The organism is Bacteroides caecicola (assembly GCF_023337095.1).
GTDB classification, from domain to species: Bacteria; Bacteroidota; Bacteroidia; order Bacteroidales; family Bacteroidaceae; genus Phocaeicola; species Phocaeicola gallinarum.
This window is the reverse complement of the sequence record NZ_JAMBLM010000005.1, coordinates 142,626-161,556: the sequence shown is the minus strand read 5'-3', so window position 1 is coordinate 161,556 and position 18,931 is coordinate 142,626. Positions and strand designations below refer to the sequence as shown.

Sequence of the window (18,931 nt, the reverse complement as noted above, 5' to 3'; positions counted from 1 at the left end):
AACATCATGACAACATACCCTTGTATTTTAACCATAGCCGGTTCGGATTGCAGCGGAGGAGCCGGTATTCAGGCAGACATCAAAGCGATATCTGCATTAGGAGCATACGCAGCAAGTGCTATTACGGCAATTACCGTACAGAATACCTGTGGTGTAACAGGGATTCATCCTGTGCCGCCTGAATACGTTAAGGGACAGATAGAAGCCGTTATGACCGATATCCGTCCGATGGCTGTGAAAATAGGCATGATTAACGATGACGAAATTGTACACGTCATAGCAGATGCCCTCCGTAAGTTCTCTCCCCGTTTTGTGGTGCTCGACCCCGTCATGGTTTCAACCAGCGGCTGTAAGCTGATAGAAGATGCGGCTATCAACGCATTGACAACCGAACTGATGCCACTGGCTACGCTGATAACTCCCAATCTGAGTGAGGCAGAAGTTTTGACCGGCGGTAAAATAGAAGGGGTGGAAGGAATGAAAATCGCCGCCCGTAAGCTATTGGATTACGGCAGTTCCGCTGTTTTAGTAAAGGGCGGACATCTGGAGGAAGGAGAGATGTGCGATGTTCTTCAGATAAATAACGAATCCGCTCCCCACCTCTATACAATGAAAAAAATAGAGAGCCGGAATACACACGGAACCGGCTGTACACTCTCGTCTGCCATTGCTACCTACTTGGCATTGGGCGAACCGATGACCGAAGCCGTGCGTAAGGCAAAAGAATACGTCTACCGCGGGATTTTGTCGGGAAGCAACGTTCACATCGGAGAAGGACACGGACCGCTAAATCATTTTCACGCTCCCGTGGCTATGCACATTTTCAATGAAAATGAGTAATATATCAAAAGAATCATTACCTTTGCATCAGTAACATTAATAAAAAGAGATATGAAAGCATTTGTATTTCCCGGTCAGGGAGCTCAGTTTGTAGGTATGGGCAAGGATTTATACGAAAATTCTGCACTTGCCAAAGAACTGTTTGAAAAAGCAAACGATATTTTAGGTTATCGAATTACGGATATTATGTTTGAAGGCACAGACGAAGACCTGCGCCAGACTAAGGTTACTCAGCCTGCTGTATTCTTACACTCGGTGATTTCAGCATTGTGTATGGGCGATGCTTTTCAGCCTGAAATGACGGCCGGACACTCTTTGGGCGAGTTCTCGGCGCTGGTAGCTGCGAGTGCGTTGTCGTTTGAAGACGGATTGAAATTGGTATACGCACGTGCGATGGCAATGCAGAAAGCCTGCGAAGCACAGCCTTCAACAATGGCAGCTATTATTGCTCTGCCTGATGAAAAAGTAGAAGAAATCTGCGCATCGGTGGCAGCCGAAGGTGAAGTATGCGTGGCAGCCAACTATAACTGCCCGGGACAGATTGTTATCTCCGGTTCTATCGAAGGCATCAATAAGGCTTGCGAACTGATGAAAGCTGCCGGAGCCAAACGCGCATTGCCGCTGAAGGTAGGAGGGGCGTTCCACTCTCCGCTGATGGAACCCGCCAAAGTAGAGCTGGAAGCTGCTATCCAGTCTACCGATTTCCATACACCGAAATGTCCGATTTATCAGAACGTGGATGCTAAACCGCACACCGACCCTGCCGAAATCAAGGCCAACTTGGTGGCTCAGCTTACGGCTTCGGTGCGCTGGACACAAACGGTGCAGAACATGGTGGCAGACGGAGCCGACGACTTTACAGAATGTGGTCCGGGAGCCGTTTTGCAAGGATTAATCAAGAAGATAGATAAGAATGTAAATGCGCACGGCATTTTATAATCTTACATAACTGCGCAAGACACGGGTTACACGAACCGCTTCGTTTTCGCTCTGCAACACAGAAAAGGAAGGGTTTGCGTAATCCGTGTTTTTTATTAACTTGTTTTAAACCGTACCGGGGGCATGAAAACACTACCCGTAAGACTGATGGTTTCTATGGGTAGAACCGGACCATTCTACCGCTTGGGATGACCGACGCTAACGGTAGTGTTTCCCAAGTCATGATATTGGGAAATTCTTTCGCAGGCGGAGAGGTTTGACAGGCTCTGTATCACAAAACCATATAAAAGACACTTCACTAATTCAACTATGAACACCACTGAAAAAATAATTATTTACCAAGTATTTACCCGATTATTTGGAAATACAAGCGTGTGCTGCCAGCAGAACGGAGATCTCCGGACAAACGGCTGCGGCAAAATGGATGACTTTACGAAACAGGCTCTACACGCCATTAAGAAGATGGGTGCAACGCATATCTGGTACACAGGCATTATAGCTCACGCTACGCAAACCGACTATACGGCTTATGGAATCCCGAAAGACCATCCTGCCGTTGTAAAAGGGAAAGCAGGCTCGCCGTATGCCATCAAAGATTATTATGATGTAGACCCCGACCTCGCAGTTCGTCCGGAGAAGCGCATGGAAGAATTTGCCGCACTGGTAGAGCGCACACACGAAAGCGGCTTGAAAATGATTATCGACTTCGTGCCCAATCACGTTGCCCGTCAATACCATTCGCTGGCAAAACCTGCCGGTACGAAAGACTTAGGAGAAAACGATGATAAGACACAGGCTTTCAGCCCGAACAACAACTTTTATTACATTCCCGGACAGGCTTTGGGGGGCGACTTGAATCTGTATGATGCCGAAGCCGGGCGTTACGAAGAAATGCCGGCAAAGGCTACGGGAAATAACCGTTTTGATGCTACTCCTAACGTCAATGACTGGTATGAAACGGTAAAACTTAATTACGGAGTAGACTATATCGGCAATACCGGATGTCATTTCGACCCGATACCCGACACGTGGCATAAGATGAAAGATATTCTGCTGTTCTGGGCAGCAAAGGGTATCGACGGATTCCGCTGCGACATGGCGGAAATGGTTCCCTGTGAGTTCTGGGGCTGGGCGATTCCGCAAGTAAAAGCCGTTTACCCTAATCTGATATTCATTGCCGAAGTGTATAATCCGAATGAGTATCGCAACTATATCTTTAACGGTCATTTTGATTATCTTTACGACAAGGTGGGACTGTACGACGCCTTGCGTGCGGTAACTTGCGGATATGCTTCTGCCACGTCGATAACTTCCTGCTGGCAAAGTGTGAACGATATTTGGAGTCACATGCTGAACTTCCTCGAAAACCATGACGAGCAGCGTATTGCTTCCGATTTTTTTGCCGGAAATCCGTTCAAGGCAATTCCTGCAATGATTGTTTCCGCATGTATGAACACCAATCCGATGATGATTTATTTCGGTCAGGAACTGGGCGAATCGGGCATGGATAGCGAAGGATTCAGCGGACGCGACGGGCGGACTACCATTTTCGATTACTGGAGCATTGACAGCATCCGCCGCTGGAACAACCACGGACGCTTTAACGATCATCTGTTGAACGATAAGGAAAAAGATTTACATCATTTTTACACCCGGCTTCTTACGCTATGTAATTCTGAGCCTGCCATTGCAAAAGGAGAGTTTTTCGACCTGATGTATGTCAACCGGAATACTTGGAAAATGGACGAGCATAAACAATATGCTTTCCTTCGCAAATATGGAAAAGAGGTATTATTAATCGTAGTCAATTTTTCAGAAATGCCGATGCACGTGTCTGTTAATTTGCCGCAACATGCCTTCGATTATTTGCAGATGCCTGCCCAAGCTGCTTGTCAAGCGAAAGAACTGTTAAGTGGAAAAACAGAAACCATTTCTTTTTCTCCGGAACGTACTGTGAACTTGGATCTTCCGGCTTTGGGAGGAAAAATTCTGAAAATAACTTTTTAAGTCGTTGACCTGCACATCTTGTCATAAAAAATATCAGCATGTTTCCTTTCAAAAACATGCTGATATTTTTTATAGCCTTCCGACAAACCGACAGGCTTGTTGAAAGACGATTGGCATTACTGGAGCGTACCGGCTTCAGCCTGTTGAATCATCTGCTGGCTGGCATACATATAAACTTCTACGCGGCGATTTTCCTGACGACCGGCTTCGGTAGAGTTATCTGCCACGGGATTTGTTTCTCCCAAGCCCTGTACGGTTTTAATCTGAGTAGGAGTGACCCCGCATGACAGCAAGTAGCTTGATACGCTCTGCGCACGCTGTTGAGACAAATCCATGTTTTTCTGATAGCTCTGTTGCGCCGTAGAGTTTCTCCATCCCTGATTGTCGGTATAACCGTAAATGGTTACATCCATATCGCGGTTCTGATTCAACACGTTATTGGCAAATTTGCTCAATGAAGCCTGTGCCGAAGGGCTGAGCGTTGAATTACCTGTGCTGAACAAAATGCCCGAATCAAAAGTAACCTTTACAGCCTGCAAGCCATTATTGTCGGTTACCTGTTCTACCTCTGCACCCTCTACTTGCTGAGCCTGTGCAGCTGCTTTATCCATTTTTTTACCAATCAAGACACCGGCTCCCGCACCGACAGCAGTACCTACTGCCGCACCGATGGCTGCGCCTTTACCGTGTCCGATTACACCGCCCACTAAAGCACCCAATGCAGCGCCGCCTCCGCCGCCTATCATACCGCCTTTCGCGGTATTTGTCATACCACAACCGCTGAATACTAAACATGCGCTTAGTAATACAGCCATAAAGCTAATTTTTTTCATACGCTTAGTTTTTTAAGTTTCTTATAAATCAATAAGCAAATATGGGGTAATTTTTCATCGTATCGTTTACACGTTTACGAACCGAAGCAATTACCTCTTCATTGTCAACATTCGAAAGTACTGTTTCAATCATTTCGGCTATTTCGTACATCAAATCTTCTTTCGCCCCGCGTGTTGTAATGGCAGGCGTACCCAAACGGATACCGGAAGTCTGGAATGCCGAACGAGTGTCGAACGGTACCATGTTCTTGTTTACTGTAATATCTGCCGATACCAGCGCCTTTTCTGCCACTTTACCCGTCAAATCGGGGTATTTGGTACGTAAATCAACCAACATCGAGTGGTTATCTGTGCCTCCCGACACGATGGTAAACCCGCGGTCCATCAGCGCCTGTGCCAGTACCTTTGCATTCTTTTGCACCTGCTTTTGGTATTCCTTATATTCAGGCTGCAAGCATTCGCCGAACGCTACCGCTTTGGCAGCAATTACGTGTTCCAGCGGACCACCCTGTATGCCGGGGAATACGGCAGAATCGAGCAGCTGAGACATCATTTTGATTTCTCCCTTCGGAGTCTTCTTTCCCCACGGGTTAGGAAAGTCTTTACCCATCATGATTACACCTCCGCGCGGTCCACGCAATGTCTTATGCGTAGTAGAGGTTACGATGTGAGCGTATTTTACCGGATTATCAAGCAGTCCGGCTGCAATCAGTCCGGCGGGATGCGCCATATCTACCATAAAGATAGCACCCACTTTATCGGCTATTTCACGCATACGCTTATAGTCCCATTCGCGTGAGTAGGCAGATCCTCCTCCGATGATCATCTTAGGACGTTCACGCAAAGCAATTTCTTCCATCTGGTCATAGTCTACACGTCCTGTTTCCTTATTCAAATTATATTCGCAGGGCGTATAAATAATGCCGGAAGTATTAACAGCAGAACCGTGAGAAAGATGTCCGCCATGAGCCAGATTCAATCCCATGAACTTGTCACCGGGATTCAGTACAGCCAGAAAAACAGCGGCATTTGCCTGTGCTCCCGAATGAGGCTGTACGTTAGCCCATTCTGCACCGAAAATCTGCTTCAAACGGTCGATTGCGATTTGTTCGCTTTGGTCTACCACTTCGCATCCTCCATAATAACGTTTACCGGGATAACCTTCGGCATATTTGTTGGTCAAACAAGACCCCATCGCTTCCATCACCTGATTGCTCACGAAGTTTTCCGAAGCAATTAATTCGATACCTTTCAACTGGCGTTGATGTTCTTTCTCGATAATGTCAAAAATCAGTTCGTCTCTTTTCATGATATTCTATAAATTAGTTACTATTTTAATTGTTTGTTAAAAAATAAGTCCGACAGAAAAACTCAAAATGTTCCGTCGTCTTTCTATTTGTATTTTCCCCTCATTATAAGGAGATTCTGTCAGCGAACGATTGTAAGTGACAGATTTGGTCATATTATGCAACCCGACTTCATAGCGGAAATCGAAAAAGATATTCGATACATTGACGGCAAGTCCTACCACCGCGCTGTAATTCCACCGACGAAAGGTTTCATGGATGTCCTGTTGATAAAAACCAGAATATTCGTTTTTTGTTTGCTTGTCCCAAATATAAGCTACTTTCGGACCTACGAAAAACGCCATCCCGTAAGGAGATACGTCGATAAACTTATAGCCATAGAGGATGGGCAAATCAAAAGAAGAAATGGTGGTTTTTATCAATGCACTTTCAGGGATAATCTCAGAATTAGCCAGTGTATAAGGAATTGATATACTCCCTTTCGAAACGTTATAAGAGAGCTCCGGCTGAATAAAATGATGTTTTTTCAGGTTAAACCGACAAAAGAGAGTAGCAAAATATCCTACTTTGTAATTATTTTGGATATTTTCTACTCTTTTGTTATCGACAGATAATTCATCGCTGAAAAACATAGAAGAGTTAAATCCCGCTTTTGCCCCCACACTTACCAGCGATTTATGGAGCGTAACCATAGGCGCACTCTGAGATTGTGCATACAGCGGAAATGCTGACAACACAGCAGATAAGCAACCAACTAAAGCGAGACTTTTAATCATTGTCTATTTTTTCTTTTCGACCGACCATCCGAACTTGCCGATTTTCTTGCCCATCCCGTAGTAATTGCCGTGGGCATATACCAGAAGATTAGCGCGTGCAAGGTCGAATTTACCGGTTTCACTATCCAGATATTTATCATCGGCTTTCACATTCACTACGTCGGCAATGAACATATCGTGCGAGCCCAATGAAACAATTTCTTTTACGCGACATTCGATGCAGAGGGGAGACTCTTCGATAATCGGAGCATTTACTATCGTAGCTTTACCCGGGGTAAGTTTCATCTCCTCAAATTTGTTGTAATTTCTTCCCGAACGTACTCCGCACCAATCCGTAGCAAACGCCATATCTTCGGTGGTCAGATTGATGACAAACTCCATATTCTTTTTCAATATGGGGTAAGAGTGACGCTCCGGACGAACCGAGATATAACACATGGGAGGATTGGTACAAATCGTACCCGTCCATGCTACAGTCAGTATGTTATATTCGTCCTCCTTGCTTCCGCAACTTACCAACACCGCAGGAAGCGGATAAATCATCGTACCCGGTTTCCAGTCTTCTTTCATTTATTAAAGCAATTTAATATTATCCTTCAACTGTTCCTTTTCGCAGTAATGACATTTCAGCAGGCCTTTTTCTTTATTTACTACGTGAAACCACGTCTGCATCGGCTCGTTGTTGGTGATACATTTCGGGTTGTTGCACTTCACGATTCCTTTCAGCTCATCGGGCATAACCACCTGCTTTTTCTCTACTACCTCGTAATCGCGGATAATATTCAGTTTGACATTCGGGGCAACTACCGACAAGCGGCTGATTTCTTCATCCGTAAAAAAACGGTCGGCAATCTTGATAATACCTTTTTTGCCTAACTTCTTACTTTCAAAATTATTGCCGATGGTAATATTTGTTTCCATGTGCTGCAAATCGAGCAACGACACCACCGTAAATAATTTATCGGAGGGGATATGATCGATAACCGTTCCATTCTTGAGAGCGGCTACTTGTAATTCTTTTTTATCGCTCATAGGTTTTGTTTTTTTATTTGTTAGTATCCGCTTTCACTTCATCCAATGTAATGCCCAACACGTCGCAAAGAATAGCTTCACGAGCATATAATCCGTTCTGAGCTTGCTGAAAGTAATATGCTTTCGGGCTTTCATCTACATCGTAAGTAATTTCATTTACTCGGGGCAGAGGATGTAAGATACGCAAATTAGGACGGGTTTTACCCAGCATCTTACCATTTAAGATATACAAATCTTTTACCCGTTCGTATTCCATCAGGTCAGTAAACCGCTCGCGCTGGACACGTGTCATGTATAAGATGTCAGCATCTGCAATCGTGTCTTCCGTAAAGTCGGTATGTTCGATGTATTTAATGTTATGCTCCTGACAATACAGTTTGTATTCTTCCGGCATTCTCAGTTCCGTAGGCGCAATGAAATGGAAAGTAGGGTTAAAATGGCGCATAGCCATCAGCAAGGAGTGAACGGTGCGTCCGTATTTCAAGTCTCCTACCAAATAGATATTCAGATTATCCAGCGTCCCTTGCGTTTTATAAATAGAATAGAGGTCGAGCATCGTTTGAGAGGGATGCTGGTTTGCCCCGTCTCCGGCATTGACGATAGGTACGGGCGCTATTTCGCTGGCGTAGCGTGCAGCCCCTTCCAGATAGTGACGCATCACGATGATATCGGCATAATTACTCACCATCATGATGGTGTCTTTCAGCGTTTCGCCCTTCGACGAGCTGGTTACTTTCGGGTCGGTGAATCCGATAACTCTTGCTCCTAAGCGATTTGCCGCCGTTTCAAAACTTAACCGCGTGCGAGTGGAAGGTTCGAAGAAAAGAGTCGCAACCACTTTCTCGGCCAGTAAGCGACGGTTAGGCTTCTTCTCAAACTCTTTTGCCATTTCCAACAGATAAAGGATACGTTCTTTGGAGTGATTGGCAATCGTAACTAAACTTCTATTTTCCATATTTTCGGTTTTCTTATTGCATTAATACCGGAATTCAAAGGTAGACAAAAAAAATAAATTTGCCATTCTTTTCATCAGATTTCTTTTGCCCGAACAGAAGGAATAGTGATTAATTTTGCAGGTCTTTCAGGTATCTTGTTTGTTGTTCAAGCTCGTAAGCATTTTGTCTCACTTTGTCTTTGCGGAAAAATTCTTTCTGGCGTACAGAGTCTTCCGCCTGTTTTCTGCGAATGTACTTGTACCAGTCGCCTGCCGATTCCGGCTCGTCTGCCTGCGATTTCCGCTTGACGGGTTGGACTTTGGGCAGAGTGTCTTTTGCCGCTACGGATGGAATATGGGTTAATGAGTCGGGCTTTACCGAATCCGTTAAACTTGCGGATGCTTGCATCCAACGGTAGAAGTTCGGGAATTTCAAGCTGTCTTCTTTCGTGGGCTGATAATCCTTATAAATCTTCCATGCATTGGCATACTTGCGGTTATGCCGGAGCATACGTCCGCGGCGCGTCAGGTTCTCGGTAAGAAATTTGTTGAAATCGACGGTAATTGCCACGCCTGCTCCCGCCGAGCCTCCCACGCTTTCATACATTCTGCCCGGCGATGGAAGAATGGTTCTTCCGTACTCATCTTTATAAATACTGCTCGACAGCTTCCACGTCATTTCCCTTTCTTTCTTCCTGCCCACGATGAGTACGTCGTAAACGGGGTCGTCGCCAAAGCGTGTCCAAATGCTATATGGCAGCAGGCGGATATACCCTTCGGGCTTTTTTACAATCGTAGTGTCGAGCAGGCTGCGGGGAATACCGATATCTGTTTTAAAGTTCATCCATTTTTTATCAACCGGAGCTTCTTCCGGCTGAGATTCCGGCACCTCCATACCGCTGAAATCAAATTGAATCATTTTTACAACGTCTTTGTTCAGGCGCAACTCTTTATCGTCCGTTTGCGTCTGAGCCGAAACCGTGTTTATTCCTATCCCCAAAAAGATTCCAACCATTAATTTTACGGTATTGTTAACATTAGATATTCCTTGCATAATCATTTCACCCTTCCGCCTTGCATCCAGCATTTTTTATAATAAGTGTCATTTACCCGGCTGATAATCACCCCCTGACTGCTGCTGGCATGAATAAATTTTCCGTCTTTCAGATAAATCCCCACATGGGTAGCCCTGCGTTTGCTTCTGCCGTTATGAAAGAAAACCAAATCGCCTTCCTCCAGCTTTCCTTTCGTTACCTTCCGACAGTCTTGCGTACGTTGGTCATCGGCATTGTTTTTCAACTTCTTACGATAAACTTTCTTGTAAATTTGCGTAGTCAGTCCGGAACAATCCACCCCGCGCATAGTCTTTCCTCCGTAACGATAGGGAACTCCCATCCACCGCGCTGCTTCTATATACAAGGCATGGTTATCTTTCTCGTCGATATCCATGTCGAGCCTTACTGCAGCATGGGCAAGTGCCTGAAAATCATAACGTGGAGCGCGCGTACCACAAGAGGTCAGAACCATCGTAATGATAATGCCTACCCATAAAGAAATATGTTTGAAGCGTCTGCACATTTGCTCTCTCTTTTAATCTTATCGGAGCAAATGTATAGAAAATAAGTATAGCATGTTTTTGCTGTTTAGACAATTTTTATTTTATTCATGAAGTCTAATAGCTTGTTTAAATTTTACTCTGCCTTAGTTTGGGAATTGTTTTCGAGGATGTTTTTTCCGTTTTTACGAGGATGATAGCGGGCTCTTAGAGCCTGCAAAAATTCTACCCATAGGACGACCCAGTCTTATGGGTAGAACCAATGAACGCAACCGCATGGAACAGGATACACTACCGTTAGTGTTTTGAGGAGAAAAGCGAGGTATGAATTTATTTTACACTTTGACGGGATGCTCACTGAAATATTTCCACAAAGGAGCAGCCATGAGCGATTGTTTGATGCGGTCTGTACGCAACAGCTCATACACCTCTTCTTTCGTAAGCAGATGAATGGATATATCTTCGGTATCTTCCAGATGTTGGGTAGAAACAGGCTCTACGCCGGTGGCAACGAAGCAATGACAAATATTGGTCATGGTGCTGGTATTAGCAGATATTTCCATGTACGGTTTCCATTCTCCGCCGCCGAATCCGGTTTCTTCATACAGTTCCCGTTTTGCCGATTCGAGCGGTGTCTCTCCCGGCTCGCATACTCCAGCACAAATTTCGTAACTCGTCAGCCCGATACCGTGGCGATATTGCCGCTCCATCAAGAAACTCCCGTCCTTTGTTATGGCGATGACATTTACCCAATCAGGATACTCCAACACATAATACTCCTTGTTTTCCACCCCGGTCGGCAGTCGCACATGGTCTTTCCGTGCCGTAAGCCACGGACGTTTTATCAGATATTCACTTTTTATAATTTCCCACTTCCGGTCTTGATTGTTTTCTTTTATCCGCCGCGTGTCAAGGTAAAAATCAGCAGTTGCCATATTAGAGATTTATTAAGGTTAGTACGTTTTGCTTATTCCATTTGCATCAGATTTGCACCGTAAATGTACGAAAAACGCCGTAATATGCCGCAATATGCCGTTCTATTTAGACGAATTACAACAAAAAAAAGGAGTTACTTTTTATCGTAACTCCTTGATTTTCGTAGGGAGCGGCAAGCGGGACTCGAACCCGTGACCCTCAGCTTGGGAAGCTGATGTGTAGTCGTTTGTATATAATTTATTACCAATTAGTTATAAAATTATACACATTATTTTGCTAAAACAATAGTAAAACAATTCGCAAAACAGTTATTCCGAACCTTCTTTCTTGTTTGATGTTTCGATTTTTCTCAAATACTCATTTATTGACTTGATATAGTATTCAAGTTCTTTATTACTTGCCGTATATTTGTCTTTTAGCGAACGCACATCGTTTGTCATTCCCCATAATTTGAAGAACAGGATGATTTGCAATACCCCGAATACAAGGAGTACGACTGAAAGTAAGACATTTAACATAACTATTTATTTTTATATTCAATTCACATCCACCCCCGTATCTTCCGATCCGGACGCGCCTATAACAATGGTGTCCCCAGCCTGCATTTCTTCGTTGTCGGTCGTTATGTCTATCCCGTTATCAACGGAGCTGTTCGTCACCTTGACATTGACAGTGGTCAGTTTGTTTCTTTTGAAAGTGATGTTGCGTGATGCCACCGGAACGGATGCCCCGTCATTCTTCTGCCACGTGATAATTACAGGAACTTCTTCGGAGTAATCGTTGTTAGTCCATGTAGTACCATTATAAGATAAATTTGAAAACGTAAAAATATCCTGCACTTCTGTTTCCGGATAAACTATTTCCATGTCGGGAGATTCATTCATTTGAATGGTAAGTTTCCCTTCGCTCAATCCTTCAGCTACGAATTTTGCCCCGAACGAAACCCTCTTCATGTCGATTGACACCTGCCCGTCCGATGACGGAACATAACCTTCTGTTTCCCCGTAATAACGCTCGATATTTGGTCTATGAAAAATTTTATTTGGATTTCTCAAATATGTACTTCCAATTTCCAAGTTATCATACTCATTGTTAGCCGAGAGCGTGAATACATTATTCAACAACATTTCACTTGATTCTGCACCTCCACTAAAAGGATTTAAATATCTGTTATCTCCGAGAAAATAGACTTTCTCTTTCCCATCCACTACCATTGTAGCGACAAACTTGTATTTGTACCCTTCCACCAGCTTTATTACCATACTTTCCTTTTTGTTAAACAGCCCGTATGCGTATGGCTTGTAATCGTATGAATCGGTAGATGTTGAGTACACCTGTATGCCGTACAAATCGGTATTATTGCCTCCTTCCGCCCTGTTTAATGGCGATTCGGTAATGTCGGTAATCTCCCCGCTGAATCCTAACGATACAGTGTATTCTTTGGGGTTGTCAACTGATTCTGCCGGGTTGTTCTCTACTTCTTCTTTTCCACATCCAGCAAGCATAGGCAGAATAACTGCCATTAATAATACTTTCTTCATATACTTTATTTTTTTGTGTTTATAATCTACTATCTATAATTTCTTCTTTCTACCTCCAGTCCGGAAAGTATTTCCACCAACCTGCAACTTAATCCTTTCTTCTCCCATATTTGAACCATAATACCGTCTATTTCTGCTTTGTGAGACCCGTAATGCCACCTATCCGGAGTTTCCGACAACGCATAACCCATATTCCGAAGGCAATTTTCAGCATTGATTTCCACATCAATATCAGCTTCTATATAATGAAGTAGAGCTAACGAGAGAATCCAATATGCTTCCGCAAGGTTCACGGAATTACGATTTGACAGCATTGTCATCCCTTGAATGAACTCCATCGAAGCCTCGTTGTAAACCTTTATATTTTCCTGCTGCCGGGCAAGGGCTTCGCTTTTGTCCTTTAAGCCGTCATACTCTTTCTTTATGTTGGAAACTTTTTGCTCTAAGCTCAACGCATTGTATATCTGCCATCCTATCAGCATCGTTACCAGCAAAGCCAATATTCCCACTATCAGCCCCATGTAATCGAAATCCAGCTCCGTCCTCGGACATGTGCGGCAGATTGCTGTCACCGAGGCAACAAGGGAGAAAAGCAGAAGAGGGTATATCGCCCAACGTTCGTGTGGTTTCATTAATTTATTTTTCCTTTTTGCCAAATTCATAACCTAAAGCAAGAGTTATTATAGGGGTTATGATTTCCCATATAACTTTCAAATCCCCAACAATATCGGGAACTTTATTCTCACAATCTCTAAATTTCCAATAATTAACTATGACCAAAATGGTAATAATTATAGCTGCAACAAAACAACATATTATTATTATTGTTACGATAGAATGTTTAGCATTATTACCTACACCTATTAACCGACCGATGATTCCATATTTCCATCTGATTAATTTTATTTTATCATTAGATATTGTAGCATTGTTTTCTTTCCATTTTGGCATCTTATTCTCTTTTTAAGAATGAATATTTGAACAATCTGTCTCCATCTTTGGCATTTTCTGTATAAATTGCACAATTAAAATACAATGAAGAGCCATCGTCCATCTTGGCTATTTCTACAGGTTCAAAAAGACCACCCAAAGATTCGTTTCTCTCAAAATTCTTAAAAGTTAAAATCTGTACATTTTCATTTACTTCTGAAGTAAAACTTGAGACTCTACCTCCCGAATTTAAAAAATGTATTTTAAGAATCAAGGGACCCGAAGTATCTGTTAGTTCAATTTGGATTTCTTGGTCGTTATATACAATTATTTCTCCATGGTGTATAATAGTGTATTCACTTATCTTTTCTTTAAATTCCATATTTTTAAATATTTTTGATTAGTGCAATAAAACTTCATTCAACAAATTTATATTCCCTATTTAACTCATAAGAATTAAAAATGTTACCTCTTTTTGTTTCAAGGACTACAGTACTATTTACTTTGCCTTTTATCAGACTTGATACTTTAAATCTATTTATTCCTTTTACTGTTATGCCGTTTATTTTTATTCAAACAACTATTTGCACAAAGAATCAAACTCATTAGCAAATCTTTTATTATGTTTTTGTTGGTATATAAATAAGTTTACGGTAATCTCCTTCTTCTCCTAAAGATGGTTTTGTCTTTTCCGCAACCCATTTTCTATTATAGTATTCTACATCACTTTTAAAAATTCTTTGCTGTTTATCTTTCCTCAATTTAGCATTATATGCTGCTTGCAAAAAATCCGATAATGGGAGTAAATCCTTTTCTTCTAAAATATAATCATTGGAAATAGCATCTATCCAACCATTTTTTTGTTTGATTATTCTCATCAAAGTAGAACATGGCATAGATAATATTTCTGACAACTGCAAAATAGAAACTCCTACAAACCAATTTATATTTACATCTATATCCTTAACAATTATCAAAGGAGGTTTTATTTTTTCTTTCATGATATTGTAGTTTAATTTACTTATCTAAGGGTTACGTATTCTATTTCTTAAAGTGGTATTACAATTCTGGCGGAATAAAGAATTGAGATAAATTCTTATCCTTAAATACGAACTCAATATTCTTCGTCTGCATAGGAGATAAAGTTGCTTCTATACTTTCTTTAATTTCCGAAGCATTAGGATTTTGAATGTATATTTTCCTCAACGAAGTCATTTTTTGCAGTATTTCTCTATCTACATCTCTATTTACATAAGGAAAAGAATAACCTATGACAATTAGCGATGTTGTCTCTTTTACTCGTTCTGCTATTTTAGACATGAAATAATTATTGTGTTCCCAAGAATAAGAAAGCGTATTGTTATATAAGTTGTTATACTTTGAAATTTTATTGAATACAGCAAGTCTCGATGCAATATTATCATACTTATCACTAAACAAATCCATCAAACTACTATCATCTTTATCAATAAATAAAGCCATTCCGTTAAGTTTAGTAATAGAAAAGCCATTTGCATTCATTTTATCAGTTTCAATGGTTTTATTTATTACATTTAAATTGTCCCACAAATAAGAAATGTTTTTGGGTCCATTTAAATAATCTTTATAAGCTAATTCAAATTGAACGTCATAATTCCATGTTAAAATATCTATTGGCGGAAGTGCACCTGAATTATCTATCAGAGAAGCGATGAACCCGTCATATCGTAAATCTCGTGGAACAAAAAATTGTTCAAGTGTCAAAAATATAGCAAGAATCCTTTTTAAACGTTCGTAATCTACCTTTCTATCAGTTACATATAACATTTTTGCATACGTATCAATGGTTGGATATTCTTTACATTTATCCGCCAGCCATCGCAATTCTTCATGGATTTTATTGATAATTTCTTTTATAATATTGTTTGAATAAGGACCATTATATATATTAATTAATGAATCTATTACAAACTTTATCGCCTTTTCAAATTCTGAAATAATAGGAACACCTTTTATTATCTCTCCAGATTTGGAACGTTCGCCATAGCTTGCGCCAGCCCCCAATAAATATGTTATTTTATTCATTGTTGTTTTATTTAATTTTCAAGAAACCATTTTCATCAATAATAATCGTAAACTCTCTCTTCGCCTTCGTTTGAAGTTCTTTATCAGGCTTGAACATATCACCACTACCACGCAACAACCATTCCACGGATAAATCTTCAAAATGAATTATGATATTCAATAGTGTGTCCAAATCCAAACTCCTTGTTCCATTGAGTTTGTTGTTCAAGGTAGTTTCAGATATGCCTATAAAAGAAGCTACTTCTCTGTTCTTTATCCCCTTATTTTTAAGATACAATCTAAGTCTTTCTATAACAACACTTTCCATACTATATTATTTTTACTATTTCTAAATAAATTCAAATCAAATTATTTATCATGTTACATCATTGCAAATAACACGATATGTGTTATATTTGCATCATGAAACTACTCAAACAAAGTTTCACGAGTAAAGTTCAAACAATAATTTTTAAAGATATTCAAAACTTGTTTTATGACGGAAAGAATAGTGGTTAAAAAAATTAAAAGCAGGGAGCTTGCCGAAACCCTGCGGAGCATGGCTATAGGCAGCGAACTCCACATCAGGGAAAAGGAGTTCAGGATTTCGAGCGTGTACAACGCCTGCCACAGGCTGCGGAAAGAGGGCTACAACTACACCTGCTCGGCAAGGAAGAACATTGACGGATGTATTGTAACGAGATTAGGATAAACTAAAAACCGCACGACCATGAAAAGAAATGTATTGCACGAGATTATGACCCTTGCGTGGCAGTTCGTAAAACGAAACGGCTACACGATGAGCGAAGCACTCAAATGCGCGTGGGCTAATATGAAGCTGATGGGACAGATGAAGGACAGAATCGTAAAGTTCTACTTTCTGAAAGTTGACGGCACGGTACGCGAGGCATACGGTACTTTGAAAAGCGAACTCGTACCCGAAACGGGTAAATCTGACAGGGCAAAGAACGACACGGTTCAATGCTATTACGACACAGAACGCCAAAACTGGCGGTCTTTCAAGAAAGCAAACCTGATAAAAATCGCATGACAATGAAAACGACAGACGTAAGTAACAGGCTTGACGACCTCTATTCAGAGGTTGAATCCGTCAAGGGCATGGCAGAAGAAGATGTACAGAAAGCCTACAACGTGGATTCCAAAGACGGGATACTTGCTCTCAACCCCAATTTCTTTGCCGATTTCTTTTAGTCCTATATTGATAGAGCGGTTAAGGTCTCCCATTGAGAAAAAGCGTTCGCAGAAGTTGAACACCCGGTTTTTCCCTTTGTATTTTTTCATCAGTGGTTTAATGAAAGGATGTACGCGGACTACCATTTTTGCATGGTCATTTCTCCGGCCTTTTGTTTTTGTACGATAATAGGTTATGTGTTCCCCATCGTATTCCATTACGTTATACAAGTCGGCTGAGTTTATCCCCATGAGACAGAATGACAACCTAAAACAATCTAAAGCCAAATCACGCCTGCATTGTTCATTCCTTATCTTCAAGTTTGAATATGGAAGGGAAAGTATCTTTCTCACTTCATCTACTGACAAAGCCCGCTTTTTCAGCAACATTCATTTTGGGTGGTTTGTATTTTGATAGGCTGTTTTTGATTCTGATAATGTCATTATCCTCATCGTTGTAATACTCCCTTGCCTCATTGAAAAGACGTACTATTTTTGACGTATAGAGAGACTTTGCCCGCATCTTCCCAGATAGAAATTCTTCATAGGCTTTCATTGTCTTTACCGTTATTTCACTGCAATACACCACGCTTCTCCCCATGAAAGAACAGAAGGAATTTAATGCGCTTTGATAGTTTTTCAATCCTTTCAGCTCCTTATGCTTTTCAAACCATTTGCGGGAAAATTCTACGAAGTCTATTTCGGTTTTGTTTCCTTTGTCGGATTTCATAACCTCGACAATGGAGTCAATATCCATATCATTAACCTCAAGGAATAATCCGTCTATTTTGTTCCTGTATTCCTTAATGAGCGCATCGCATCTGTCAAGAATCTGCTGGTTCTTTATCTTGAAACTCGCAGTAAGGTCTTTTCTGGTCACATACATGGTTGTGGAAAGATACCTTGTTTTCCGGTTGTGTGTAAATCTGATTGTTACATTCCACGTTTTATCTTCGCGTTGCCTATCTTTGAATATCGTTGGTTTAAAAGTTGCCATTTCATTTTCCGGTTAAAACATTGCTAAAACATTTTTAGTTTACTTGTATGACAAAAATACTACTTGTAAAAAGTGTATTTTCTAAAGGAATCTTAACTGCTCTGTATAAACGGCTTATAATAAGCAAAAAAGAGGGAAATCATTGCTGAAATCCCTCCTTACCTCAGAGCGGCAAGCGGGACTCGAACCCGTGACCCTCAGCTTGGGAAGCTGATGCTCTACCAACTGAGCTACTGCCGCATTTATTCGCCGACAAAAGTAGATTTTATTTTGGGAATATCCAATACTAATCTTGATTTTTTTATTTATCCGGCGAAATTAATTTGATAATGCCTATGGGAGGCAGCAAGAACCGTGCTTATACTGTGCCTCCCATTATTATATTAAGCTATTTGACGTGCCTCGCGGATATAGGCAAGAACTTCTCTGCATTTATTCGTAATGTATGCCCAGTCTCCGGCAGCTATTGTGTCTTTGGGGAATAGCTTCGAACCCATACCGACACAATACACACCGGCTTTTATCCAGCCTTTCAGATTTTCTTGCGTGGGCTCTACGCCGCCCGTTACCATTAGTTTCGACCACGGCATCGGGGCAAGCATACCTTTTATCAAATTGACTTCGAGTACATCGCCGGGGAAAATTTTACAAAGGTCGCAACCGGCTTCTTGCGCAAAACCAACTTCGGAAACGCTTCCGCAACCCGGAGTATAGGCTATCAGCCGCCGATTACATACCTTAGCTATTTCAGGATTAAAGAGCGGGCCTACGATGAAATTAGCTCCCGACTGAATATACAAAGCTGCGGTAGGGGCGTCTACTATCGAGCCGACACCCAATGCCATTTCCGGACATTCTTTGTTCGCGTATTTAATCAGTTCAGCAAACACTTCATGGGCAAAGTCTCCACGATTGGTAAATTCGAAAGCCCGAACACCGCCTTCGTAACATGCTTTTACTACCTTTTTGGCTATTTCTACATCCTGATGGTAAAACACAGGAACCATGCCTGTCGAACCGATTTGAGTCAATACGGTTATTTTATCAAATTTAGCCATAATTCATATAAA

Annotated in this window: 25 protein-coding genes and 1 tRNA gene; 6 read left to right on the top strand and 20 right to left on the bottom strand. The window is 41.6% G+C overall.

What is annotated here, in order from left to right:
* The first annotated feature begins 6 nt into the window (after positions 1-6).
* From thiD to M3085_RS06750, 3 genes are all read left to right on the top strand, one after another.
* Positions 7-840: a bifunctional hydroxymethylpyrimidine kinase/phosphomethylpyrimidine kinase gene (gene thiD, locus M3085_RS06760; protein WP_249052586.1), complete on the top strand. Its 834-nt coding sequence runs from the start codon at positions 7-9 to the stop codon at positions 838-840.
* A gap of 51 nt (positions 841-891) precedes the next feature.
* Positions 892-1,779: an ACP S-malonyltransferase gene (gene fabD / locus M3085_RS06755; RefSeq protein WP_249052585.1), complete on the top strand. Its 888-nt coding sequence runs from the start codon at positions 892-894 to the stop codon at positions 1,777-1,779.
* Between the two features lie 309 nt (positions 1,780-2,088).
* The gene (locus M3085_RS06750) at positions 2,089-3,786 is read left to right on the top strand and encodes an alpha-amylase family glycosyl hydrolase (protein WP_249052584.1); all 1,698 of its coding nucleotides are present in this window, start codon (positions 2,089-2,091) and stop codon (positions 3,784-3,786) included.
* Between the two features lie 116 nt (positions 3,787-3,902).
* Here the strand turns inward: M3085_RS06750 and M3085_RS06745 are convergent, their stop codons facing one another.
* The 17 genes from M3085_RS06745 to M3085_RS06665 form a co-directional block, all read right to left on the bottom strand.
* The gene (locus tag M3085_RS06745; RefSeq protein ID WP_178256372.1) at positions 3,903-4,619 is read right to left on the bottom strand and encodes an OmpA family protein; all 717 of its coding nucleotides are present in this window, start codon (positions 4,617-4,619) and stop codon (positions 3,903-3,905) included.
* Positions 4,620-4,647: 28 nt separating this feature from the next.
* Entirely contained in the window at positions 4,648-5,928 is a 1,281-nt protein-coding gene (gene glyA / locus M3085_RS06740) for a serine hydroxymethyltransferase (protein WP_178256373.1), read from the bottom strand.
* A 36-nt stretch (positions 5,929-5,964) separates the two neighbouring features.
* On the bottom strand, positions 5,965-6,702 hold the full coding sequence (locus M3085_RS06735) for a porin family protein (protein WP_178256374.1): 738 nt from the start codon (positions 6,700-6,702) through the stop codon (positions 5,965-5,967).
* Between the two features lie 3 nt (positions 6,703-6,705).
* A complete protein-coding gene (locus M3085_RS06730; protein ID WP_204500578.1) occupies positions 6,706-7,272 on the bottom strand; it encodes a flavin reductase family protein in 567 nt (188 codons plus the stop codon).
* Between the two features lie 3 nt (positions 7,273-7,275).
* Complete coding sequence (gene pyrI / locus M3085_RS06725; protein ID WP_178256376.1) at positions 7,276-7,734, bottom strand: aspartate carbamoyltransferase regulatory subunit; 459 nt, start codon at positions 7,732-7,734, stop codon at positions 7,276-7,278.
* Positions 7,735-7,747: 13 nt separating this feature from the next.
* Positions 7,748-8,689, bottom strand: coding sequence for an aspartate carbamoyltransferase (pyrB, locus tag M3085_RS06720; protein WP_178256377.1), 942 nt, complete (start codon positions 8,687-8,689; stop codon positions 7,748-7,750).
* A gap of 109 nt (positions 8,690-8,798) precedes the next feature.
* Positions 8,799-9,683, bottom strand: coding sequence for a DUF4858 domain-containing protein (locus tag M3085_RS06715; protein WP_239466542.1), 885 nt, complete (start codon positions 9,681-9,683; stop codon positions 8,799-8,801).
* 41 nt (positions 9,684-9,724) lie between these two features.
* On the bottom strand, positions 9,725-10,246 hold the full coding sequence (locus M3085_RS06710) for a C40 family peptidase (protein ID WP_249052583.1): 522 nt from the start codon (positions 10,244-10,246) through the stop codon (positions 9,725-9,727).
* A 312-nt stretch (positions 10,247-10,558) separates the two neighbouring features.
* A complete protein-coding gene (locus M3085_RS06705; protein ID WP_178256379.1) occupies positions 10,559-11,158 on the bottom strand; it encodes an NUDIX hydrolase in 600 nt (199 codons plus the stop codon).
* 309 nt (positions 11,159-11,467) lie between these two features.
* Positions 11,468-11,677 (bottom strand): hypothetical protein, encoded by a 210-nt coding sequence (locus tag M3085_RS06700; RefSeq protein ID WP_249052582.1) that lies wholly within the window; start codon positions 11,675-11,677, stop codon positions 11,468-11,470.
* Positions 11,678-11,695: 18 nt separating this feature from the next.
* The gene (locus M3085_RS06695; protein WP_249052581.1) at positions 11,696-12,700 is read right to left on the bottom strand and encodes a hypothetical protein; all 1,005 of its coding nucleotides are present in this window, start codon (positions 12,698-12,700) and stop codon (positions 11,696-11,698) included.
* 29 nt (positions 12,701-12,729) lie between these two features.
* Positions 12,730-13,332: a hypothetical protein gene (locus tag M3085_RS06690; RefSeq protein ID WP_249052580.1), complete on the bottom strand. Its 603-nt coding sequence runs from the start codon at positions 13,330-13,332 to the stop codon at positions 12,730-12,732.
* Between the two features lie 4 nt (positions 13,333-13,336).
* Positions 13,337-13,651: a hypothetical protein gene (locus M3085_RS06685; protein ID WP_249052579.1), complete on the bottom strand. Its 315-nt coding sequence runs from the start codon at positions 13,649-13,651 to the stop codon at positions 13,337-13,339.
* A 1-nt stretch (position 13,652) separates the two neighbouring features.
* Positions 13,653-14,012, bottom strand: coding sequence for a DUF6864 domain-containing function (locus M3085_RS06680; protein WP_249052578.1), 360 nt, complete (start codon positions 14,010-14,012; stop codon positions 13,653-13,655).
* Positions 14,013-14,250: 238 nt separating this feature from the next.
* A complete protein-coding gene (locus M3085_RS06675) occupies positions 14,251-14,631 on the bottom strand; it encodes a hypothetical protein (protein ID WP_249052577.1) in 381 nt (126 codons plus the stop codon).
* A gap of 58 nt (positions 14,632-14,689) precedes the next feature.
* Positions 14,690-15,694 (bottom strand): hypothetical protein, encoded by a 1,005-nt coding sequence (locus M3085_RS06670; protein WP_249052576.1) that lies wholly within the window; start codon positions 15,692-15,694, stop codon positions 14,690-14,692.
* Positions 15,695-15,701: 7 nt separating this feature from the next.
* On the bottom strand, positions 15,702-16,001 hold the full coding sequence (locus tag M3085_RS06665; protein ID WP_249052575.1) for a helix-turn-helix transcriptional regulator: 300 nt from the start codon (positions 15,999-16,001) through the stop codon (positions 15,702-15,704).
* Positions 16,002-16,169: 168 nt separating this feature from the next.
* Here M3085_RS06665 and M3085_RS06660 point away from each other — a divergent pair, with 168 nt between their 5' ends.
* From M3085_RS06660 to M3085_RS06650, 3 genes are read left to right on the top strand one after another with little or no spacing between them, the layout of a single operon-like run.
* Entirely contained in the window at positions 16,170-16,385 is a 216-nt protein-coding gene (locus M3085_RS06660) for a hypothetical protein (protein ID WP_249052574.1), read from the top strand.
* Positions 16,386-16,403: 18 nt separating this feature from the next.
* Positions 16,404-16,724: an SH3 beta-barrel fold-containing protein gene (locus M3085_RS06655; RefSeq protein ID WP_249052573.1), complete on the top strand. Its 321-nt coding sequence runs from the start codon at positions 16,404-16,406 to the stop codon at positions 16,722-16,724.
* Positions 16,725-16,726: 2 nt separating this feature from the next.
* On the top strand, positions 16,727-16,885 hold the full coding sequence (locus tag M3085_RS06650) for a hypothetical protein (protein ID WP_249052572.1): 159 nt from the start codon (positions 16,727-16,729) through the stop codon (positions 16,883-16,885).
* Positions 16,886-17,219: 334 nt separating this feature from the next.
* Here the strand turns inward: M3085_RS06650 and M3085_RS06645 are convergent, their stop codons facing one another.
* From M3085_RS06645 to M3085_RS06635, 3 genes are all read right to left on the bottom strand, one after another.
* Positions 17,220-17,861: a phage integrase SAM-like domain-containing protein gene (locus M3085_RS06645; RefSeq protein ID WP_249052571.1), complete on the bottom strand. Its 642-nt coding sequence runs from the start codon at positions 17,859-17,861 to the stop codon at positions 17,220-17,222.
* A gap of 167 nt (positions 17,862-18,028) precedes the next feature.
* Positions 18,029-18,101 (bottom strand) — tRNA-Gly (locus M3085_RS06640).
* 143 nt (positions 18,102-18,244) lie between these two features.
* Positions 18,245-18,919, bottom strand: a complete 675-nt coding sequence (locus M3085_RS06635) for a bifunctional 4-hydroxy-2-oxoglutarate aldolase/2-dehydro-3-deoxy-phosphogluconate aldolase (protein WP_249052570.1) — start codon at positions 18,917-18,919, stop codon at positions 18,245-18,247.
* Positions 18,920-18,931 lie beyond the last annotated feature (12 nt).